The sequence below is a fragment of the Gilliamella apicola genome (assembly GCF_003202655.1).
GTDB lineage: Bacteria > Pseudomonadota > Gammaproteobacteria > Enterobacterales > Orbaceae > Gilliamella > Gilliamella apicola_R.
The window spans coordinates 150,552-169,168 of sequence record NZ_QGLR01000014.1 but is presented as its reverse complement, the minus strand read 5'-3'; the positions used below and the strand labels follow the sequence as shown (position 1 = coordinate 169,168).

The window sequence follows — 18,617 nt, the reverse complement described above, 5'->3', positions numbered from 1 at the left end:
TGCTATTTTCTAATAAACGAAAGTTATAACAAAAATGTAAGTTAAAAAGGAGAACAATGATATGACTGATATAGAACAAGTGATTATGAATTTAATTGTTAATTCAGGTACGGCAAAATCTTTTGCTTACAATGCGTTAACCAAAGTTAACGAAAAAGATTACCTAGGTTGCGATGCAGATCTTCAACAAGCTCATGAATATTTAAAATTAGCCCACAATGAACAAACCGCATTACTCACAATGGAAGCCAATGGCGAAAAAATTGCCATTAGTGCCTTATTCATTCATGCACAAGATCACCTAATGGCAGCCATATCAGAAATTACATTATTAGAACAGATTATTGATTTAAGAAAAACGGTTAACAGTTTAATAGCTAATTAATTATTTAAAGATAAGAAGGTGAGTATTATGATAAAAATTAAATTATTTTGTGCAGCAGGATTTTCTACTAGCATGTTGGTTGAAAAAATGGTAGAAGCAGCGAAAGGGCAAAACCTTGAAGTAGATATTCAAGCACACTCTCATGCTAACTTACGAGATTATATTAATGATACTGATGTTGCTTTACTCGGGCCACAAGTTGGATATGCTTTAGCTAAGGCAAAAGAAGTTTGTGATCCGGTCGGATTACCGGTAGAAGTTATACCAATGGTCGATTATGGCACGATGAATGGGCAAAAAGTACTTGAATTTGCGCTAAATCTTTATAAGAAAAAGGGTGAATAACGATGAGTATTATTGTCAACTTTATCAATACTAAAGTATTGCCCAAAATTCTGGTATTTGTGAACAGCAAAGGCATTATTGCTGTCAAAGATGGAATGCTAAGTATTTTACCATTAACCGTTGTTGGAAGTTTTTTTTTAGTTATTGGTCAAATACCTTCAAAAGATATTAATAATTTTATAGCGAGTATTTTTGGTGAACATTGGACAGAGCCTTTTATGCAAGTTTATGGAGGGACTTTCGCCATAATGGGCTTAATTTCCTGTTTTGCCATTGCTTATGCTTATGTCAAAAATGAGGGATTTGAGCCGTTACCAGCTGGTGTACTTGCTGTTTCAGCTTTTTTTATCACCTCAAACTCTTATGTGGTGGCACCGATTTCGAGTGAAATTATTGATAATACGGTATCTAAAGCTTGGATCGGTGGACAAGGGATGATTTCAGCCATCATTATTGGTTTGGTCGTTGGTTATATTTATTCGCTTTTTTTACGTCGCAATATTGTGATTAAAATGCCGAAAGCAGTACCCAAAACGGTAGCGGTTCAATTTACGGCGTTTTTACCGGCTGCTTGTATTTTTACCTGTGCATTAATTACTTATGCTCTATTTAAAGCATTTGGTCAAACCACTTTATTAGAGGCCATTTATAGTTTAGTACAAGTCCCTTTACAAGGATTAACCGATTCATTAGGTGGTATGATTGCGATTGCCTTTTTTATCTCTTTTTTATGGTGGTTTGGTGTGCATGGACAATCGATTGTCAATGGAATCGTGACATCAATCTTAACCGCCAATGCAATTGATAATACTAAAATTTTAGCTGAAAAAGGTTATTTGGATCTAAGTAACGGAGGACACATTGTTACTCAACAATTTTTAGATTCTTTTATTCTTTTAACGGGTTCTGGTATTACCTTTGGGATTGTGTTTGCTATGATTGTTGCTGCAAAATCTAAGCAATATAAGTTTTTAGGTAAAGCGGTGGTCTTTCCAACACTATTTAATATTAATGAACCTATTACATTTGGCTTTGGTATTGTGCTTAATCCAATTATGTTTATTCCATTTATTGTTGTACCGATTTTAAGTGGTTTATTAGTTTATTTTGCGTTTGTGATTGGCTTTTTAGAACCTTTCTCAGGGGTTATGCTTCCATGGAGTACCCCCGGAATTCTTTCCGGATTTTTAGTCGCGGGATGGAAAGGTGCATTACTGCAAGCTATTATCTTAGTCATTTCTATCGTGGGCTATTATCCTTTCTTTAAGAAGATGGATGCCATTGCGTATGCCAAAGAACAACAAGAGGCGTTAGCCACAAATTCATAAGTTATTTTCATTAATAATAAAAGTCTGATAGTTTAAAAAGACTTAAAATTATATTTTTTTGATAGCATTCTTTTGTTAATAAACCAAACGAAAGAATGCTTTTTTATCTGATCTTATCTGCCTAAAATCGAGAGATATTTCCACTGTGGTTATATTTCAGTATTCAATCTTGTCCTCTTAAATTATTTTTACCAATAAATATCAAAAAATAGTAGAAATATTTTCTATAGTAAGTAAAATAACTTTCGAAAGAAAACAAATAAGGAGTTGTTATGGAACTTTACTTAGATACAGCTGATGTTGCAGCCGTTAAAAAACTAGCCCCAATATTTCCTATTAAAGGGGTAACAACCAATCCAAGTATTATTGTTAAATCTGGTAAACCTATTTTTGACGTGCTACTCGCATTACAAGAAGTTATTGGTCCTAAAGGTCAGCTTTTTGCCCAGACAATTGGTAATACCGCAAAAGATATGATTAAAGAATCAGAACAATTACGCAGTAAAATTCCTTCTATCGTAACTAAAATTCCAGTTACAACCGAAGGCCTGATCGCCATCAAAGAGTTAACCAAGCAAGGAATTCCAACATTAGGTACGGCTGTTTATGGCGCTGGTCAAGGCCTATTAGCTGCTTTAGCCGGGGCAAAGTATATTGCGCCATATGTAAATCGTATTGATGCGCAAAGTGGCAGTGGTATTGATGTGGTTAATGAGTTACAAACTTTGCTAGATCTACATGCTCCTTCTTCAATGATTTTAGCTGCTAGCTTTAAAACACCAAGACAAGCTTTAGATTGCTTATTAAGTGGGTGTAAGTCAATTACTTTACCAGTAGATGTAGCTGAATTGTTTTTAGCTGATCCTGCGGTTGATGCTGCAATTCGTAAGTTTGAAGATGATTGGACAAAAGCTTACGGAACGTTATCTTTCTAATCATTTGGTTTGATGGAATAAATTAAAAATTATTATTTTAAGTTAAACAAGGATGTTGGATTTAAGTTCAATAAAAGATCATTAATATTATTATTTAAAATTAGGAAAAAAAATGAGTGTAGTTGCTATTCAATCACCAAGTAAATATATACAAGGTGCCGGGGTTTACAATGATATTGCAAAATATTTGTCACCAGTGGCGAATAAGTTTGTCATTTTGGTCGACTCTTTTGTTTTACCATTAATTAAAGATCGGTTAGAACAGAGTCTTTCATCACAAGACCTTAAATATATTATTGTGGAATTCGGAGGTGAATGTTGTCATTCCGAAGTTAACCGTGTTATGCAGTTGGCAATTGAAAATCATTGTTTAGCTATTTTAGGTATTGGTGGCGGTAAAACGCTTGATACCGCAAAAGCAGTGGGTTTTTATGCTAAATATCCTATCGTATTAAGCCCAACAGTTGCTTCGACAGATGCTCCGTGCGCTGCACTTTCTGTTTTATATACTGATGATGGTATTTTTGATTCTTACCTATTTTTACCAAACAATGCCAATGTTGTGCTTATTGATACTCAAATTGTGGCTAACGCGCCGAGTCGTTTGTTAGCAGCAGGAATGGGCGATGCATTGGCGACATGGTTTGAAGCGCGCGCTTGTCATCGAAGTGGAGCAAAAACCATGGCAGGTGAATTGGCATCTTCATCGGCACTAAGTTTAGCTAAGTTTTGCTTTGATACTTTAATGGCTGAAGGCCGAAAAGCAATGATTGCTGTGCAAAATAAAGTCGTTACTCCAGCGGTAGAAAAAATCGTCGAAGCTAATACTTATCTTAGTGGTGTCGGTTTTGAAAGTGGTGGTTTAGCTGCTGCTCATGCAGTACATAATGGATTAACAACGCTTGATGAAACCCATAAGTATTTACATGGCGAAAAAGTTGCTTTTGGTGTGTTAACACAACTCTTTTTAGAAAATGCCAGTGATGAAGAGTTAGAGCAAATTACCAGTTTTTGCTATGATCTTGGCTTACCTATCTCATTAGCTCAAATTGGTGTAACTACTGATATTGAAAAGAAAATGCAGAAAGTTGCAACAGAATCTTGTTCTGACAACGATACGATGAAAAACATGCCGGGTAACGTTCAACCTCAAGATGTTTATGCGGCTCTAATTGCAGCTAATCAATATGGTGAAAATTATTTATCTCAAAAAAATAAATAGTTTTTGCTCTATTTCCTAATAAAAAGAAGAGAAATTATTCGGTTAATTTCTCTTTTTTATTTACTTAATTTTTGATATGCCATTTTTACCAGAAAGTTAATTGGCTGTTTTTTAAAGAAAATATGGAAAATATGGTATGCAAGATTCTCTTTTAGTCTTGCTTCGCTGTATACAACATTGGGTTTTGATTAGCTTTTCCTGAATTTAGCTAATTTCAAACCAAAAGGAACCCATTTAGGTTCCTTTTGATAAATAATTGATGAAGGGTAGAGTGAATATTTTCTATTATTCTTGATTTGGTGTATTAAAATTACGAAGAACTTTGTATTTTATATATTGATTTGTAGCCTCAATGACTTGAATGACAGCCCCTTTATATCTAATTGTTTTTGAACTAGATAAGTCATATTCAGCATTATTTGAGAATGCAGGCCTAGCCATATCATTATTAAATTCTCGGTAACTAATATTAATTTTGCTTCCAACTTTGCCATTATAAATCAATATTTGTTGGAAAGTGTCTTGACTAGTTAAACTAACTTTTTTGAAACTATAATGTTTATTGTTGTTACAAAAATCAGTTCCAGTTATAAAAGAAATACATACTTCATTATTAGCATTATCTTTTCTTACTCGAATACCAATAGGTGCAGCTGGTGTAGTATATGTTTTAACAATTGCATTACCATTGGCACTTTTCGCTGCAAAGAATAAGTGAGTTTTATCTTCCCCTAATTTAGGATAATCACCGGCATCAATGATGTAAGAATGGTTAAGTCTTGTAACTTCTGTAGTATTGGCAAAAGAAATTGCATCCATTATTTTAACCTTATCCTGGCGAACTAGATCATCACCAATATAGGTTGTCGTTACAACATTGAGTTCTGGATAGCTTTTTTCAACCACCTCGGCTGTATAGTTATATTTGATATCACTAACACAACCAAACAAGATAAAAGGAATAGTAGTCACAATTATCTTTTTCATTTTATTTCCTTTCAATTTTTGAATTCTTATGAATAGTAAATTAGAGTGTAAATATATCAAGAAAAATCTAATTTGTATCTTAATAAATAAATTGATAATCTCCTGAATTTAGCGAATTTTTAACAAAAAAGGAACCCATTTAGGTTCCTTTGGTAAAAAGTTAAGGAGAGGGATTTTTTCGGGAGATAATTATAATGTGAAGTCGCTTAAATCGTCTTCACTGATTTCGGCGTCAATTTGTCCAACTAGATATGAGCTCATTTCTGCTTCTTGTGGAGCAACCTGTACGTTGTCGGAAACTAGCCAGTTGTTGATCCAAGGAATTGGGTTGGATTTTACTTCAAATGGTAGTTTAAGACCAACCGCTTGCATACGGATATTGGTAATGTATTCAACATACTGGCAAAGGATATCTTTGTTTAAGCCAATCATTGAACCACCTTCAAATAGATATTCAGCCCACTCTTTTTCTTGATTGGCTGCTTGTAGGAAGAGGTCATAGCAATCTTGTTCGCACTCTTTGGCGATTTCTGCCATTTCAGGATCGTCTTCACCGCTGCGTAGTGTGTTGATCATAAATTGGGTACCGGTGAGATGAAGGGCTTCATCACGGGCAATCAGTTTGATTATTTTAGCATTACCTTCCATCAACTCTCGTTCTGCAAAGGCAAATGAGCAAGCAAAACTCACATAGAAGCGAATCGCTTCAAGGGCATTTACACTCATTAGGCATAGGTAAAGTCGTCTTTTTAGTTCGCGCAAGTCGATCGTGATGGATCGATTATTGACAATGTGTTTACCTTCACCAAGTAGGTTGTAATAGCTAGCGTAGCTAATAAGATCATCATAGTAACCGGCAATATCACCAGCGCGTTTTTGGATCTCTTTATTTGTCACAATATCGTCAAATACCACTGAAGGATCATTAACGATGTTACGAATGATATGGGTATAAGAGCGTGAATGGATAGTTTCTGAAAATGACCAAGTTTCTACCCATGTTTCAAGTTCGGGAATTGAAATTAAAGGGAGTAACGCAACATTTGGGCTTCGACCTTGAATGGAATCAAGTAATGTTTGATATTTTAAATTACTGATAAAGATATGCTTTTCATGTTCCGGCAAGGCAGCATAGTCGATACGATCTTGGGACACATCGACCTCTTCAGGACGCCAAAAGAAGGAAAGTTGTTTTTCAATTAACTTTTCGAACATTTCATATTTTTGCTGATCATAACGAGCAACATTAACCGGTTGTCCAAGGAACATCGGTTCTTTCAGTTGGTCATTGTGGACGTGTGAGAAGGTGCTGTAATTCATACTCATAATTGAACTCCTAAATTTGGTGGCTTTTCATGAAATATTCAGAAAAAGTAGCTATAGTAGGGATAACTAATTGGTTATCCACTACATTTAGTTTAGTGCTAAGCCGGGCAATTAAATTTTGCATGCTCCGCCTTCACAACCATCATCACTTGATGCGGGTTGAATATCCCCTTGAATATCTTCAGCACCATCGCGGGTGTTATGGTAATAAAGGGTTTTTACACCATATTTATAGGCTGTTAGTAAGTCAGCTAATAGTTGTTTCATTGGTACTTTGTCATTCGGGAATTTGGTCGGATCATAATTGGTATTCGCCGAAATTGATTGATCAATGAACTTCTGCATAATGCCAACTAAATGCAGATAACCGGTGTTATTTGGTATTTGCCAGAGTAACTCATAGAGATCTTTTAACTTGTTATATTCAGGTACCACTTGTTTCAAGATGCCATCTTTCGATGCTTTGATACTGATATAACCGCGAGGTGGTTCAATACCATTGGTGGCATTAGAGATTTGTGATGAAGTTTCCGATGGCATTAACGCCGATAAAGTTGAATTACGTAAACCATAGGTTTTAATTGATTCACGCAGCGATTGCCAATCGTAATGGAGTGGTTCTTTGGTGATACTATCCAGATCTCGCTTATAGGTATCGATAGGTAAGATACCTTGTGAGTAAGTGGTTTCATTAAATAGTGGACAGGCACCTTTCTCTTTAGCTAAGTTATTGGAAGCTTTTAATAGATAATATTGCATTGCTTCAAAAGTACGATGAGTAAGGTTGTTAGCGCTGCCGTCAGAATATTTAACACCATGTTTAGCTAAATAATAGGCATAGTTAATCACCCCAATGCCAAGGGTGCGACGATTAAGCGAGGAGTTTTTAGCCGCTGGTACAGGATAATCTTGATAATCAAGTAATGCATCAAGAGCGCGAACTGTTAAATCAGCTAGCTCTTCAAAATCATCAAGCGATTCAATTTTACCTAAATTGAAGGCGGATAGGGTACAAAGCGCGATTTCGCCTTTTTCATCATTAATATTATTCAGTGGTTTGGTTGGTAACGCAATTTCCATACATAAGTTGGATTGATGTACCGGCGCAACTTGTGGATTAAACGGGCTATGAGTGTTACAGTGATCGACGTTTTGTATATAAATTCGCCCAGTTGATGCGCGTTCTTGCATTAATAGTGCGAAAAGTTCTACCGCTTTAACCACACGTTTACGAATATTCACATCCTGTTCATATTGATGATAAAGTGCATCAAATTTGTCTTGGTCAGCGAAAAAGGCATCATAAAGTCCCGGTACATCAGAAGGGCTAAATAGTGTGATGTTTTCGTTTTTGATCAGGCGTTGGTACATTAATTTATTGATTTGTACACCGTAATCCATATGTCGAACGCGATTTTCTTCAACTCCACGGTTGTTACGTAATACTAGTAAACTTTCTACTTCTAAATGCCAGAGTGGATAAAATACCGTTGCCGCGCCACCACGTACACCACCTTGTGAACAAGATTTAACTGCGGTTTGGAAATATTTGTAAAAAGGAATACAACCGGTATGGAATGCTTCGCCACCACGAATTGAGCTACCTAAAGCGCGAATTCGACCGGCATTGATACCAATACCCGCGCGTTGTGATACATATTTGACGATAGCACTGGCAGTAGCATTGATAGAATCTAAACTATCATCACATTCAATTAAAACACAAGAGCTAAACTGCCGAGTAGGTGTGCGCACCCCCGCCATTATTGGCGTAGGTAAAGAGATTTTAAATGTCGAAACAGCATCATAGAAGCGTTTAATGTAAGCTAGTCGAGTATCTTTAGGGTAATTCGCAAATAGACATGCCGCAACTAAAATATAGAGAAATTGAGCGCTTTCATAAATTTCACCGGTTACGCGATTTTGAACTAGATATTTACCTTCAAGTTGTTTTACCGCAGCGTAAGAGAAGTCCATATCTCGCCAATGATCGATCATGTTATCCATCTGTTGAAACTCTTCTTGGCTATAATCTTCAAGAAGATGTTGGTCATAACGTTCGCTAGCAACCAGTTTTTTTACATGTTCATAAAGCGGTGGTGGGGTAAATTGATTATAAGCTTTTTTACGTAAATGGAAGATAGCTAAGCGAGCAGCTAAATATTGATAATCAGGTGTATCTTGAGAAATGAGATCCGCTGCTGCACGAATAATGGTTTCATGAATGTCGGAAGTACGAATACCATCATAAAATTGAATATGTGAGCGTAATTCAACTTGAGAAACCGATACGTTATCTAACCCTTCCGCAGCCCAAGTAATCACTTTATGGATTTTATCAAGGTTGATGGGTTCTTTTTCGCCATTACGTTTGGTTACCAATATTGATTTGTTCATTTTTCATCCGTTCATCTATTTTTAATAGCGCTTATAATAATTGATATTTATCAAAATATACAATATATAGTGCCTATTAATCATTTTATTACTATATATAGTGTGTTTAATAAACAGCGATTTTAAATTTATTAACGAAAATCAATGATTACGCCTATAGATTAGTAAATGGCGTGTATTTTATAAAAAACGGTAACAGTAGGTAGTAGCAGTAGAAAGTAATAATTGTCGATGATAAGTTTTACCTATGAATAAATAGAGTTCGAATATAAATGGCAAATTTAATGAGTATTGATTTATCTACACAAGCTATTTTTATCTTGGTTCGCATTGTTGTTATGGTATTTGCTATCATATCGCTGTAAATCACACTATCGATTAATTGTAGTATTCAAGCCTAAATTTGAAATATTGGCGTTATTTATTATCTGTTAATTAGTTATTATTACGTTAATACTTTTACCATTTTTTCTCTCTATCAAGATATTTTATCAATCCTTCTTTTGTTGAATATTCACAGCGTCTATCGGTTTCAAAATCATCGATACAAGTGAATTTTGAAAAACCGTTATCATCCCCTATAAAAAACAACGCCCTCAATATTCCATCATCTTCTATAAATAAAGGTAATTCAGTAAAGCGATAACTGTATGAAACATTTGGTTCTAAAGTATGTTTAAGTAGAATATAAATGTATTTGTCACCTGTTTTTTTATCAGCATATTCAAAAGCGCTTACTAGTTCATCACCACCATATTGATATGTATAGAGTTCGTATGCTTTATTCAATTCTTTATTATTATTGGTTAAAAAATAGACCTCTAAATTACGCCTTCCATCTTCAAAAGTATTACTAAGAAACATCGCTGTTCCTTTATGACCTTTATATTCAACATTAATTGGTGGATGGGCTATATTATTATATTTAGGAAATTGATACTCTTCTGGAATGCTATCTAAATCTTCATCTGAATCTTCGTCTGAATAAGCATTTGGTATGGTAAAAATTAAACTCAATAACATAAACAGTACTATTTTATATTTCATAACAACTCCTTATTAGAAAGAAACAGAATTAAAAATTTTTGCTTTATTTAGTTTTTCTAACAAACAATTTTATATTCTATTTTCATCCTTGACCTATTTGTCTCGTAAGATTGACCAATTTTTTTATTTGCAATGTCTACACTTTTTAATACAACAAAATTAAGGGGTAACTGTTTATTAAATGCCATCGGTGTCAAATTATTTAAATAACATAACCTCATGATTTTTAATCGACAAGCTTACCATACCTTCAATTAAATCACTGGCAGTAAAACTGGACAGTGTTATAGAAATATTTTTAACAGTTGTACGAATTAGTGTAGCCTATCCAGATGATATTTAGCATATTGCTTATAATTTATCTAAATAAGCACAGCCTTCAAAAATTTCACCTTTATAGTTTATAAAAATTTCATATATTGAATCAGGTTCAGCAATTTCGAGTTCACATTTAGACGATTTATCAAGATCTCGGATTAATCCAAACACCCCATTTTTTGAGTGAAAAAAAGCGACAAAATCATATGTTACATTAGAGTTTTTTATATCGATTTTTATTGCTATCTTCTCTTTTTTCGAATTAGTAAACTGTAATCTATTTTTAGTTATTTTGGCAAACCAATGTGGTTCATAGCCACTGGCATAAAACACGATTGAATTATTGGTAAGTTTATTCCAAAACTCTGTTGGTGATAGCATACCTATCTGTTGCATTTGTTCTAATTTGGCATTATCTATCCAATCTATCGCTCCTGTTTTTAAATCCATAAAACTCTGTTTATTATCTTGTTTGCCTCCTAAATATAAATATTCTTTATTTGCAGAGTCAATAAATAACTCTTGCGCTAATAGTAATTTAGGGAAAATCAATAAAATTAAAACTAAAATTAAATTTTTCATAAAGTTGCCTTATTTTTTATGGGGATCGCCTTCTAAAACAGGAGGCCACGAATATTTTTGAATGTCTACCCTTTTTCATCCAACAAAATTAAGTGATAACCTTTTTTTCAATTTCATCGACGTCAAATAACCTAATGATGAATACAGCCGATTGTTGTTGTACCAATAATATGTATAAGCAGAAAAACCTTGTTTTAGTTCATTGGCGTAGTTTATTAACATAGTTTATTAGCATAGTTTATTGGTATCGGTGAATACCTCATTTTTAACAAACTCAGTTTTAATTGTCTTAAATTTTGTTTCAGCAATATCGTAAGGACATATTTTATGGAACAATGAGCAAGTGATCCACAATACCTAAAACAGCTATCGAATAATTGATTATCAAACACTTTTGCTCGGTCTGAATGAAATAGTGCGATTGAGGATAATGGTGCTTTAATTTGCCTTAATGTTTGCATAACAAGCTTGGCTGTTTTGTGTTGCCCAACACTGAATTCGATTATCTTTCGTGCTGAGAGTTCGAGTAATCAGTCCAGATAATTCCATTTTGGCATCACTTTTATATAAGTTAAATCAGCGAAAATAACATTTGTTTTTAAGCCGACAGTAAAATTTTGTTGTAGAACTCTTAAATAAGTTGAACGCTTAAAAAGAACAAAGCCAACTTATAAAAGTTGGCTTGTTATTTTACATTGAAAATTTATTATCTAATTGATTTTTAATATAAAAAATAAATAACTCGATCCATCTATTCGTCGAAGTATTAGCGTAAAATAAATCAAAATATTTTTGTTCTATTTTTTTCATCTTTTCAAAAGAATCGAGTAGATTTTCAGATATGGTTAATCACTCGCTGTCTTCCACAGTGGTTATTTACAATCAACGTATTGAAGTGCATAATCCATTTTTTGCACCAGTTTCATTTACACAGTGATACTTTGCATTGTAAGTATGCAAGTCGCAAAAATCATCTTTATCAGGATCATATAACCAAATACGTCTTGTTTTATTGTTCTGGTTTTCAGCTGGCGCCCATGAATTTGGATATGAATTTTGGCTAGGATCCCCCCATTCACTAAATAGTGTGCCTATTTCTCTAGTGTAATACGTTTTATTGGACATTAAGTTTGAATTAACCACTTCTTGACTATAACTAATTCGATATTTACCACCTCCAGCTAATGAGTTACAACCATCAACAACATCTTGAGCACTCCCGATAGAAGCTTGCGGTTTGCCAATATTACTTTCGTCCCAACCGACAAACCATTTTACGAGGGTAAATGAATATTTAATAGTGGTATTTTTTTGAGGATTTTTTCCTTCTACAATAACCGTATGACCATCTGTTGAACCCATAATGTATTGCCAAGCTTTTGCTGGGTCTCTAGCATCTGGTGTATCAAATGATACTGTAATAACTTGCGTAGTTGGATCTTTGTTAACTTGTACTAACTCACCGCCTTGTTTAATCGACCATTCATAATCTTTAGCCATTTCTGGATTACTCAAAATTAACTGAAATCGAGCACCATAAAAACCGGTTGAAGGAAAGTTTTTGCTAGCGTCAGTTCTTGATTGCGGTAGAAAACCATAAGTAGCATCCCATTGTCCTTCGGCATTTATCCCAGATTCTGGTGGATTTATTTCTGGTTTAGCATAACAAATTCCAACATCATGCATGATGGTATAAGTTTTTGAAGGTTTCGTTGTTATATCAGCATTAGGATATTGATAATAGTCTGGGGTGCCATATTTGGAAAATAGGGTTAAAAAATCAGTGGATAATTTTATTTTGAATGGTGCGTGAATATCTTGTTTAGCTAAATTACAAAAGGTATCGGTATCACTTGGAGTAAACTCTACTTGGTTGCCATTGACATCGGTATAATACCAAGTCATGTCAATAAGATATGGACTTTCAGTAAGAGATAATAATTCATCACCATCTGCATCAAAATATTCTTGATCATTTGGTTGTTTTATCGGCGCTAATTGAATTTTATTTTTAAAAGGGTAATTGCTAGTAATTGGTGATTGATTGACTTCATCACCATAATAATTATGGTTATCAATTTTTAAACCAAATAAGTCCAAATCATCAATATTCGCTTCTAAGGTTGATGATAAATGGGGTGGTGTTCCTTCAATTACTCTAGCCGTTGTTTGTGATAGACTAGCAAAAGCCTGTTGACTACAGATGAATAATATTAAATAAAACCAACTTATAAAAAATCTACTTCTCGGAAATCCATTCACTTTGTATTCTCAATATCCTATTGCTTTTTATTCTTATCTTTAATTATCCTAATTATTTATTATGCGGTAAGCATCCAGCCTACTTCATAATGTTAATCATTATAACTTAATTAAATGATATTAGTGAATAGAGTAACTACAATGATTACTAATAAATTAAGATAATAACATCCTGTTAATTAACCATGTTAATATTTTGATTAATATCAAATTATATCTGAAATGTTATATTATGCCTATTACATTAATAGTTAAGTACATAAGTTAGCGAGAATGATAGTTATCATTATTGCCATACTTTAGTTAAATTTAAAAAACCGACTAAATTATTTAAGATTTATAGCGTTGGAGCAGGCTGGCTTTATTTTGCGCTTCTAACCAAGCAAGTTTTTCAGCGTAATTTTTTTCAGCACCACGTTGTGTTGGATGATAATATTTGCTATCAGCCATTTCAGGGGGAAAGTAGTTTTCACCGGCTGCGTAGGCATTAGGCTCATCGTGGGCATAACGATACTGAGCGCCATAACCTAAATCTTTCATTAAACTGGTTGGCGCATTGCGTAGATGTTCAGGGACGTCATAATCGGGTTTTGATGTCGCATCTTTCATCGCTTGGTTAAATGCAAGATAAACCGCATTGCTTTTTGGTGCGCAAGCAAGGTAGACAATTGCTTGGGCGATAGCTCGTTCGCCTTCTGCAGGGCCTACTCGCGTAAAACAGTCCCAAGCAGCTAAGGCGACTTGCATTGCTCTTGGATCGGCATTACCGACATCTTCTGATGCAATAGCTAATAATCGGCGTGCAACGTATAGCGGATCTCCTCCTGCAGAAATGATTCTTGCATACCAATAAAGTGCGGCATCAGGAGCCGATCCTCTAATTGATTTATGCACCGCAGAGATGAGGTCGTAATAACGATCGCCTTGATTATCAAATCTTGCACTACGTTCACCAATGACTTCTTTAAGTAATTCTGAAGTGAGTGTTTTGCCATCTGACATATCAACCAACAATTCAAGCGTGTTGAGGGCTCGTCTCGCATCACCACCAACAAATTCGGCAATCTGTTTTTTGGTTTCATCAAGCAAGGTAATGTTTCGCTTGCCATAACCACGCTCAGGATCATCCATCGCTTGTTGTAAAATTTGCTCGATATCTTCGTTAGTTAATGATTTGAGCAAATAGACTCTAGCCCGCGATAAAAGTGCTGAATTCAACTCAAAAGAGGGGTTTTCAGTGGTGGCACCAATAAAGGTTACCGTACCATTTTCCACATAGGGCAAAAAAGCATCTTGTTGACTTTTATTGAAACGATGAACCTCATCAACAAATAAGATGGTTCTTACTCCTGATTGTTGATTAATTTTGGCACGTTCAATTGCTTCGCGGATATCTTTTATACCGGACGTTACTGCTGATATACGTTCAACTTTAGCATTAGCATGGTGTGCAATGATTTCAGCTAAAGTGGTTTTACCAGTACCAGGCGGGCCCCAAAGGATCATTGAATGTAAATGACCAGCTGCAATAGCTTTAGGTAAAGGTTTGTCTTTACCTAACAGTTGGCTTTGACCAATGTATTCGGATAAATTACGTGGACGCATCCTTGCTGCTAAAGGTTGAAATTCATCTGAGCTAAATTCAAAAGAGAGACTAGGCATGGTGCATCGTTATCCAAATTTACAAAATATGGCTATTATATACTGCTTAACTGATAAGTGAAAAAGAAAAGAAAATATCTTCCCCCGCTAATAGAAAAACGGTAATATTTTGACCTAAATGAGTTATTAAAATACTACACTAAACAAAACGAATAAGGATTGGTAATGAAGAAGTTTTTAATCTTAATCGGATTACTAACAACTGCTTCAGCATGGGCTGGAGATAAAGAAGTGTTACAAGAACGATTAGCAAAAATTGATGGATTTTATGCCCGTTTTTCTCAAGATGTCAAAACGGCAGATAAACAACCGGTTCAGCAAGGTAAAGGTGATTTATGGGTGACAAGACCTTATTACTTTAATTGGAGCATGACTGAGCCAGATGAAACATCGATTATTTCTGATGGGAAAAATATGTGGGTATATACTCCAGCGGTTGAGCAAGTGAGTGTAATGAGTTTGAAAAAAATGGTAGATAATCGTTTAATGTTACTCATTACTGATAGTCATAATCCTATCTGGAACACTTATACTGTAACACGAAAACAGGACTCTTTTACGCTTAAACCAACTGATGGTTCTAATCAAGATTATGTTATATCGGTTTTACCTACAGGGATGATTTCCAATTTTACGATTATTGAAGAGGACGGTCAGCGTAGTTTTTATGATTTATCTAAACAAACTTTAGGTAAAGTTCCGCTTGATAAATTTAAATTCACTCCACCAGCAGGGGTGACTATTGACGATCAGCGATGATTAGTTAACAAAGATTGTGGAGATGTCTTAAGTTAGCGACATCTCCAACATAACTATATTTCCAACATAATTGCATCTCCAACATAACTACTTATCCAAGATAACTTTATCGGTTAGGTTTTTGCTTTTTTCAGGGGTTATTAATAGTGTTAATAATGAATGTAGCGATTTCGAATGCTTTTCAATAATGCTATCCGCTAAGATATTGTCACCTCGTGAATGCGCATTATTTATCTGAACTTGATTGTATTCATTTAGGGCTCCGGCTGTAATCATTAAGTATTTTTTTAGTGTTGTTTCAAGTTTACCGTCTAAAAAATTAATATGTTCGGCAGCAAACTCAAAGGATTTTGGTTTAAAAAATAATAACGATTCACTATTGCCTAAACTATCGAGAAAAATAAACTTCTTCTTTTTTAGCTTATCGGAATAATGTTCAATCATTTTAAGACCATATTGATTTGAACATCCGCCGTCATATAACACAAAGGCAACTCTCTTTTTTTGGTATTTATTCATTTTATTTATTGTGTTTAACATAACCAAAATACTTGAAGTATTACAGACAAAATTCTTTTTATTGGAAATACCATTTTTAAATTTTAAAATAATATAGAAAGCAGATAGAGTAACGATGGCCGCTAGAGCACCAGATATACTATAAATTCCTGATGCTTTAATATTGGGAAGAAAGATAAATAGGTTCAGGCTTATTGCGATAGCCAATAGCATGAATACTGGGATTAGTCCCCCAAAGTAGCGTCGCTTATTGAAACGTTGTTCAAAAGCAAAAATTTTAATCAAATTAAAGTAATTGACGCCAGTATCATAATAGGTACAAACAATCACATCTGCGCTATCTAAATCGCCAATATAAGCATTATAGTAATTTTCATACTTTTTTTTAGCTAATTGTAATTTAGCTATTTTTGCATCAACATAATAACCTAGCTGGATTAACTCTTTAGAGATAACTCTTAAAAAAGCTATTTTTTCTCTATATGAAAACCGTTTGCCAAATAAAACGCAGTAGCGAAATATTAAATCTTTTAAACTGTTCATAGGCACTTATATCACTCAATTAGAAAAATTAGAAAACTATATGAATGACTGATAGCCGTTTTATCACTATCAGTCATTATTAGTAATTCCCTAATTTATTTCATTTATTAATAATCATCATTACTTATAACTTTTTTTGACGCTTGAAGTTCTGCAATGACATCTCTAATATCTTGTTGACCAGCTTCAATAATCGCTAAGGTGAGATCTGATATTGTTGAGAAATCACGATTACAAACAGCGGTTATCGTCATCGGTAAATTCATACCCGAGATCACCCGTATATTCATACCTTGTTTTTCCCATTCTGGAATGCATGCCATTGAAGCATTGTGTGGTGAGGCACCATACAAATCGACTAAAATAATCACACCATTACCAGAATTTAACTGCTCAGTTTTTTTTCGGATATTAGTTTTCAATTCTTCAATGTCTTGCCCGGGAATTAATGCTAATGTTTCAAACTGCTCAGCTTGACCAACAATCATCTCAACACTATCTTTTATTCCCTCAGCCATTTTTCCATGACTTATTAATAAGATTCCAATCATGTTAACTTCCTCTTACTTAGGAAAATAGTTTAACGGCTTCAGCTAAAGTTACTTTTTTTAGTGAAGGCGTTGCTTGGAAAAAAATATTCATGTTAGGGTAACAAGTTTGTAAATCCACTAATAGATCTAATTGCGCTTGGGTTATGGCAACTTGACTAATCACAGGTGTTGTTCCCGGCGATTGTGGAATTCCGCCAAGATTGAGATTTTCCACCGGCACACCACCTTTAATAATTTTATGCATAACTTCAATACTTTTAGTAATTAGCATGACATTAAAATCGTCGTATTGCCTATCCTGCCAATATCTTATTGCACCATCTTCTTTTAATACGCGGATTTTGTAACCGGTACGTGATGCTGCACCCAAAATAATATTTTTAGTAAATTCATCATGTGCAGATACATCATCAACAACAAAGAGAGCATTTGCACCAACTGACTTTGAAACATTGGTGGCAACTTGTCCATGAATTAACCGACTATCTACACGAGCTAAAACAACTTTACCCATAATTAAGTTTCTTCCTTTATATAATAAGTTAAATTACAAAATCCCTATTGCGGCTAGCACACCTAAAATTACCGTGAGGCCAATTAAAGCATTGGTAACTTTCAGTCCTTTTTTCGCAAAATAGAGATATAACCCACTAACAACAACTAACGGTAAAATTCCCGGGAGGATCTTATCTAGTGTTTCTTGGATAACGAAGTTTTTGCCAGAGAGTTCAAAAGAGAGGCTTGAGGTGACTTTAATATAGTTTGCGGCCAAAATCCCCATCATAAATAATCCTAGAATAGATAGCCCCTCAATTAGCATTTGCATACTGTTACCCACCACTTCAGTTGCTGCGTTTCTACCAAGTTTGAAACCTAATTGACTGAAGTAATAACCGATCATTATTTGATACAGCGAAAATGCAATGAATGGGAATAAAGCACCTATTGCCATGCCTTCTTGCGCCCATGGTAGGGCGATTGCAATAAATATATATTGCATAGTGCCTGAATCTATGGAGTCACCGATGCCGGCTAATGCGCCCATTAATCCAGCTTTAGTGTTATATAATAAATTATCATCAATACTGAGTGGTTTTCCCTCATAAGTATCGTTAGCGCGGACGGATTCAAGCGAAGCCATGATACCGGTGATAGTACCGCCACCCCAAGCTAACTGGGTGTTAAAAAATAATAAATGTCTTTGATAAGCAGCAATTAAATCATTTTTATCTTTATAAAGTTTTTTAAGAATTGGCATTAATGCCCACAATAGTGAAGCGGCAATATAGCGATCAAACGCATGTGGAATTTCGTTAGCATAATAAAATCTTAACCATGCAATCACGACATCTTTTTGGGTGATCTCTTCAGGTTTTAAATCGATACTTTTTTGTTGAATTTCTGTCATAGTATATACCTTCTAAAAATTTGCTTATTAATCTGATACTA

17 protein-coding genes are annotated in these 18,617 nt (G+C 34.5%); 6 read left to right on the top strand and 11 right to left on the bottom strand.

Annotation, left to right across the window (positions count from 1 at the left end; genetic code table 11):
• Positions 1–61: 61 nt before the first annotated feature.
• The 5 genes from DKK70_RS13255 (at position 62) to DKK70_RS13235 (ending at position 4,215) form a co-directional block, all read left to right on the top strand.
• The gene (locus tag DKK70_RS13255; protein WP_110434437.1) at positions 62–385 is read left to right on the top strand and encodes a PTS lactose/cellobiose transporter subunit IIA; all 324 of its coding nucleotides are present in this window, start codon (positions 62–64) and stop codon (positions 383–385) included.
• Between the two features lie 27 nt (positions 386–412).
• A complete protein-coding gene (locus DKK70_RS13250) occupies positions 413–730 on the top strand; it encodes a PTS sugar transporter subunit IIB (protein ID WP_110434436.1) in 318 nt (105 codons plus the stop codon).
• 2 nt (positions 731–732) lie between these two features.
• On the top strand, positions 733–2,058 hold the full coding sequence (locus tag DKK70_RS13245) for a PTS sugar transporter subunit IIC (protein ID WP_110434435.1): 1,326 nt from the start codon (positions 733–735) through the stop codon (positions 2,056–2,058).
• Between the two features lie 272 nt (positions 2,059–2,330).
• A complete protein-coding gene (gene fsa, locus DKK70_RS13240) occupies positions 2,331–2,993 on the top strand; it encodes a fructose-6-phosphate aldolase (RefSeq protein ID WP_110424191.1) in 663 nt (220 codons plus the stop codon).
• 112 nt (positions 2,994–3,105) lie between these two features.
• Positions 3,106–4,215, top strand: coding sequence for a glycerol dehydrogenase (locus tag DKK70_RS13235; RefSeq protein WP_110434434.1), 1,110 nt, complete (start codon positions 3,106–3,108; stop codon positions 4,213–4,215).
• 285 nt (positions 4,216–4,500) lie between these two features.
• On the opposite strand, the gene DKK70_RS13230 is transcribed toward DKK70_RS13235, so the two are convergent.
• From DKK70_RS13230 to DKK70_RS13200, 7 genes are all read right to left on the bottom strand, one after another.
• Entirely contained in the window at positions 4,501–5,202 is a 702-nt protein-coding gene (locus DKK70_RS13230; protein WP_110434433.1) for a hypothetical protein, read from the bottom strand.
• 189 nt (positions 5,203–5,391) lie between these two features.
• A complete protein-coding gene (gene nrdB, locus DKK70_RS13225) occupies positions 5,392–6,522 on the bottom strand; it encodes a class Ia ribonucleoside-diphosphate reductase subunit beta (RefSeq protein WP_110434512.1) in 1,131 nt (376 codons plus the stop codon).
• Positions 6,523–6,639: 117 nt separating this feature from the next.
• On the bottom strand, positions 6,640–8,925 hold the full coding sequence (nrdA, locus tag DKK70_RS13220) for a class 1a ribonucleoside-diphosphate reductase subunit alpha (protein WP_110434432.1): 2,286 nt from the start codon (positions 8,923–8,925) through the stop codon (positions 6,640–6,642).
• Between the two features lie 459 nt (positions 8,926–9,384).
• Positions 9,385–9,972 (bottom strand): hypothetical protein, encoded by a 588-nt coding sequence (locus DKK70_RS13215; protein ID WP_110434431.1) that lies wholly within the window; start codon positions 9,970–9,972, stop codon positions 9,385–9,387.
• A gap of 351 nt (positions 9,973–10,323) precedes the next feature.
• Positions 10,324–10,872: a hypothetical protein gene (locus DKK70_RS13210; protein ID WP_110434430.1), complete on the bottom strand. Its 549-nt coding sequence runs from the start codon at positions 10,870–10,872 to the stop codon at positions 10,324–10,326.
• Positions 10,873–11,754: 882 nt separating this feature from the next.
• Positions 11,755–13,134 carry a hypothetical protein gene (locus DKK70_RS13205; RefSeq protein WP_110434429.1) on the bottom strand — a complete coding sequence of 460 codons (1,380 nt, stop codon included), beginning with the start codon at positions 13,132–13,134 and terminating at the stop codon, positions 11,755–11,757.
• Positions 13,135–13,464: 330 nt separating this feature from the next.
• Complete coding sequence (locus DKK70_RS13200) at positions 13,465–14,796, bottom strand: replication-associated recombination protein A (RefSeq protein ID WP_110434428.1); 1,332 nt, start codon at positions 14,794–14,796, stop codon at positions 13,465–13,467.
• 165 nt (positions 14,797–14,961) lie between these two features.
• On the opposite strand from DKK70_RS13200, the gene lolA reads away from it, so the two are divergent.
• On the top strand, positions 14,962–15,555 hold the full coding sequence (gene lolA, locus DKK70_RS13195; protein ID WP_034883972.1) for an outer membrane lipoprotein chaperone LolA: 594 nt from the start codon (positions 14,962–14,964) through the stop codon (positions 15,553–15,555).
• Between the two features lie 87 nt (positions 15,556–15,642).
• On the opposite strand, the gene DKK70_RS13190 is transcribed toward lolA, so the two are convergent.
• From DKK70_RS13190 to DKK70_RS13175, 4 genes are all read right to left on the bottom strand, one after another.
• Positions 15,643–16,617 (bottom strand): hypothetical protein, encoded by a 975-nt coding sequence (locus tag DKK70_RS13190; RefSeq protein ID WP_110434427.1) that lies wholly within the window; start codon positions 16,615–16,617, stop codon positions 15,643–15,645.
• Between the two features lie 107 nt (positions 16,618–16,724).
• Complete coding sequence (locus DKK70_RS13185; RefSeq protein WP_110434426.1) at positions 16,725–17,168, bottom strand: PTS sugar transporter subunit IIA; 444 nt, start codon at positions 17,166–17,168, stop codon at positions 16,725–16,727.
• Positions 17,169–17,184: 16 nt separating this feature from the next.
• A complete protein-coding gene (locus DKK70_RS13180) occupies positions 17,185–17,682 on the bottom strand; it encodes a PTS system mannose/fructose/N-acetylgalactosamine-transporter subunit IIB (RefSeq protein ID WP_110434425.1) in 498 nt (165 codons plus the stop codon).
• A 33-nt stretch (positions 17,683–17,715) separates the two neighbouring features.
• Positions 17,716–18,576, bottom strand: coding sequence for a PTS system mannose/fructose/sorbose family transporter subunit IID (locus DKK70_RS13175; RefSeq protein WP_110434424.1), 861 nt, complete (start codon positions 18,574–18,576; stop codon positions 17,716–17,718).
• Between the last annotated feature and the right edge of the window lie 41 nt (positions 18,577–18,617).

What these genes read in the sequence shown, in the direction of transcription:
- DKK70_RS13200 (WP_110434428.1), bottom strand. Translation starts at nt 14,796, where the DNA reads ATGCCTAGTCTCTCTTTTGAATTTAGCTCAGATGAATTTCAACCTTTA.
- nrdA (WP_110434432.1), bottom strand. Translation starts at nt 8,925, where the DNA reads ATGAACAAATCAATATTGGTAACCAAACGTAATGGCGAAAAAGAACCC.
- DKK70_RS13175 (WP_110434424.1), bottom strand. Translation starts at nt 18,576, where the DNA reads ATGACAGAAATTCAACAAAAAAGTATCGATTTAAAACCTGAAGAGATC.
- lolA (WP_034883972.1), top strand. Translation starts at nt 14,962, where the DNA reads ATGAAGAAGTTTTTAATCTTAATCGGATTACTAACAACTGCTTCAGCA.
- fsa (WP_110424191.1), top strand. Translation starts at nt 2,331, where the DNA reads ATGGAACTTTACTTAGATACAGCTGATGTTGCAGCCGTTAAAAAACTA.
- DKK70_RS13230 (WP_110434433.1), bottom strand. Translation starts at nt 5,202, where the DNA reads ATGAAAAAGATAATTGTGACTACTATTCCTTTTATCTTGTTTGGTTGT.
- DKK70_RS13215 (WP_110434431.1), bottom strand. Translation starts at nt 9,972, where the DNA reads ATGAAATATAAAATAGTACTGTTTATGTTATTGAGTTTAATTTTTACC.
- DKK70_RS13250 (WP_110434436.1), top strand. Translation starts at nt 413, where the DNA reads ATGATAAAAATTAAATTATTTTGTGCAGCAGGATTTTCTACTAGCATG.
- DKK70_RS13210 (WP_110434430.1), bottom strand. Translation starts at nt 10,872, where the DNA reads ATGAAAAATTTAATTTTAGTTTTAATTTTATTGATTTTCCCTAAATTA.
- DKK70_RS13190 (WP_110434427.1), bottom strand. Translation starts at nt 16,617, where the DNA reads ATGAACAGTTTAAAAGATTTAATATTTCGCTACTGCGTTTTATTTGGC.
- DKK70_RS13245 (WP_110434435.1), top strand. Translation starts at nt 733, where the DNA reads ATGAGTATTATTGTCAACTTTATCAATACTAAAGTATTGCCCAAAATT.
- nrdB (WP_110434512.1), bottom strand. Translation starts at nt 6,522, where the DNA reads ATGAATTACAGCACCTTCTCACACGTCCACAATGACCAACTGAAAGAA.
- DKK70_RS13255 (WP_110434437.1), top strand. Translation starts at nt 62, where the DNA reads ATGACTGATATAGAACAAGTGATTATGAATTTAATTGTTAATTCAGGT.
- DKK70_RS13180 (WP_110434425.1), bottom strand. Translation starts at nt 17,682, where the DNA reads ATGGGTAAAGTTGTTTTAGCTCGTGTAGATAGTCGGTTAATTCATGGA.
- DKK70_RS13185 (WP_110434426.1), bottom strand. Translation starts at nt 17,168, where the DNA reads ATGATTGGAATCTTATTAATAAGTCATGGAAAAATGGCTGAGGGAATA.
- DKK70_RS13235 (WP_110434434.1), top strand. Translation starts at nt 3,106, where the DNA reads ATGAGTGTAGTTGCTATTCAATCACCAAGTAAATATATACAAGGTGCC.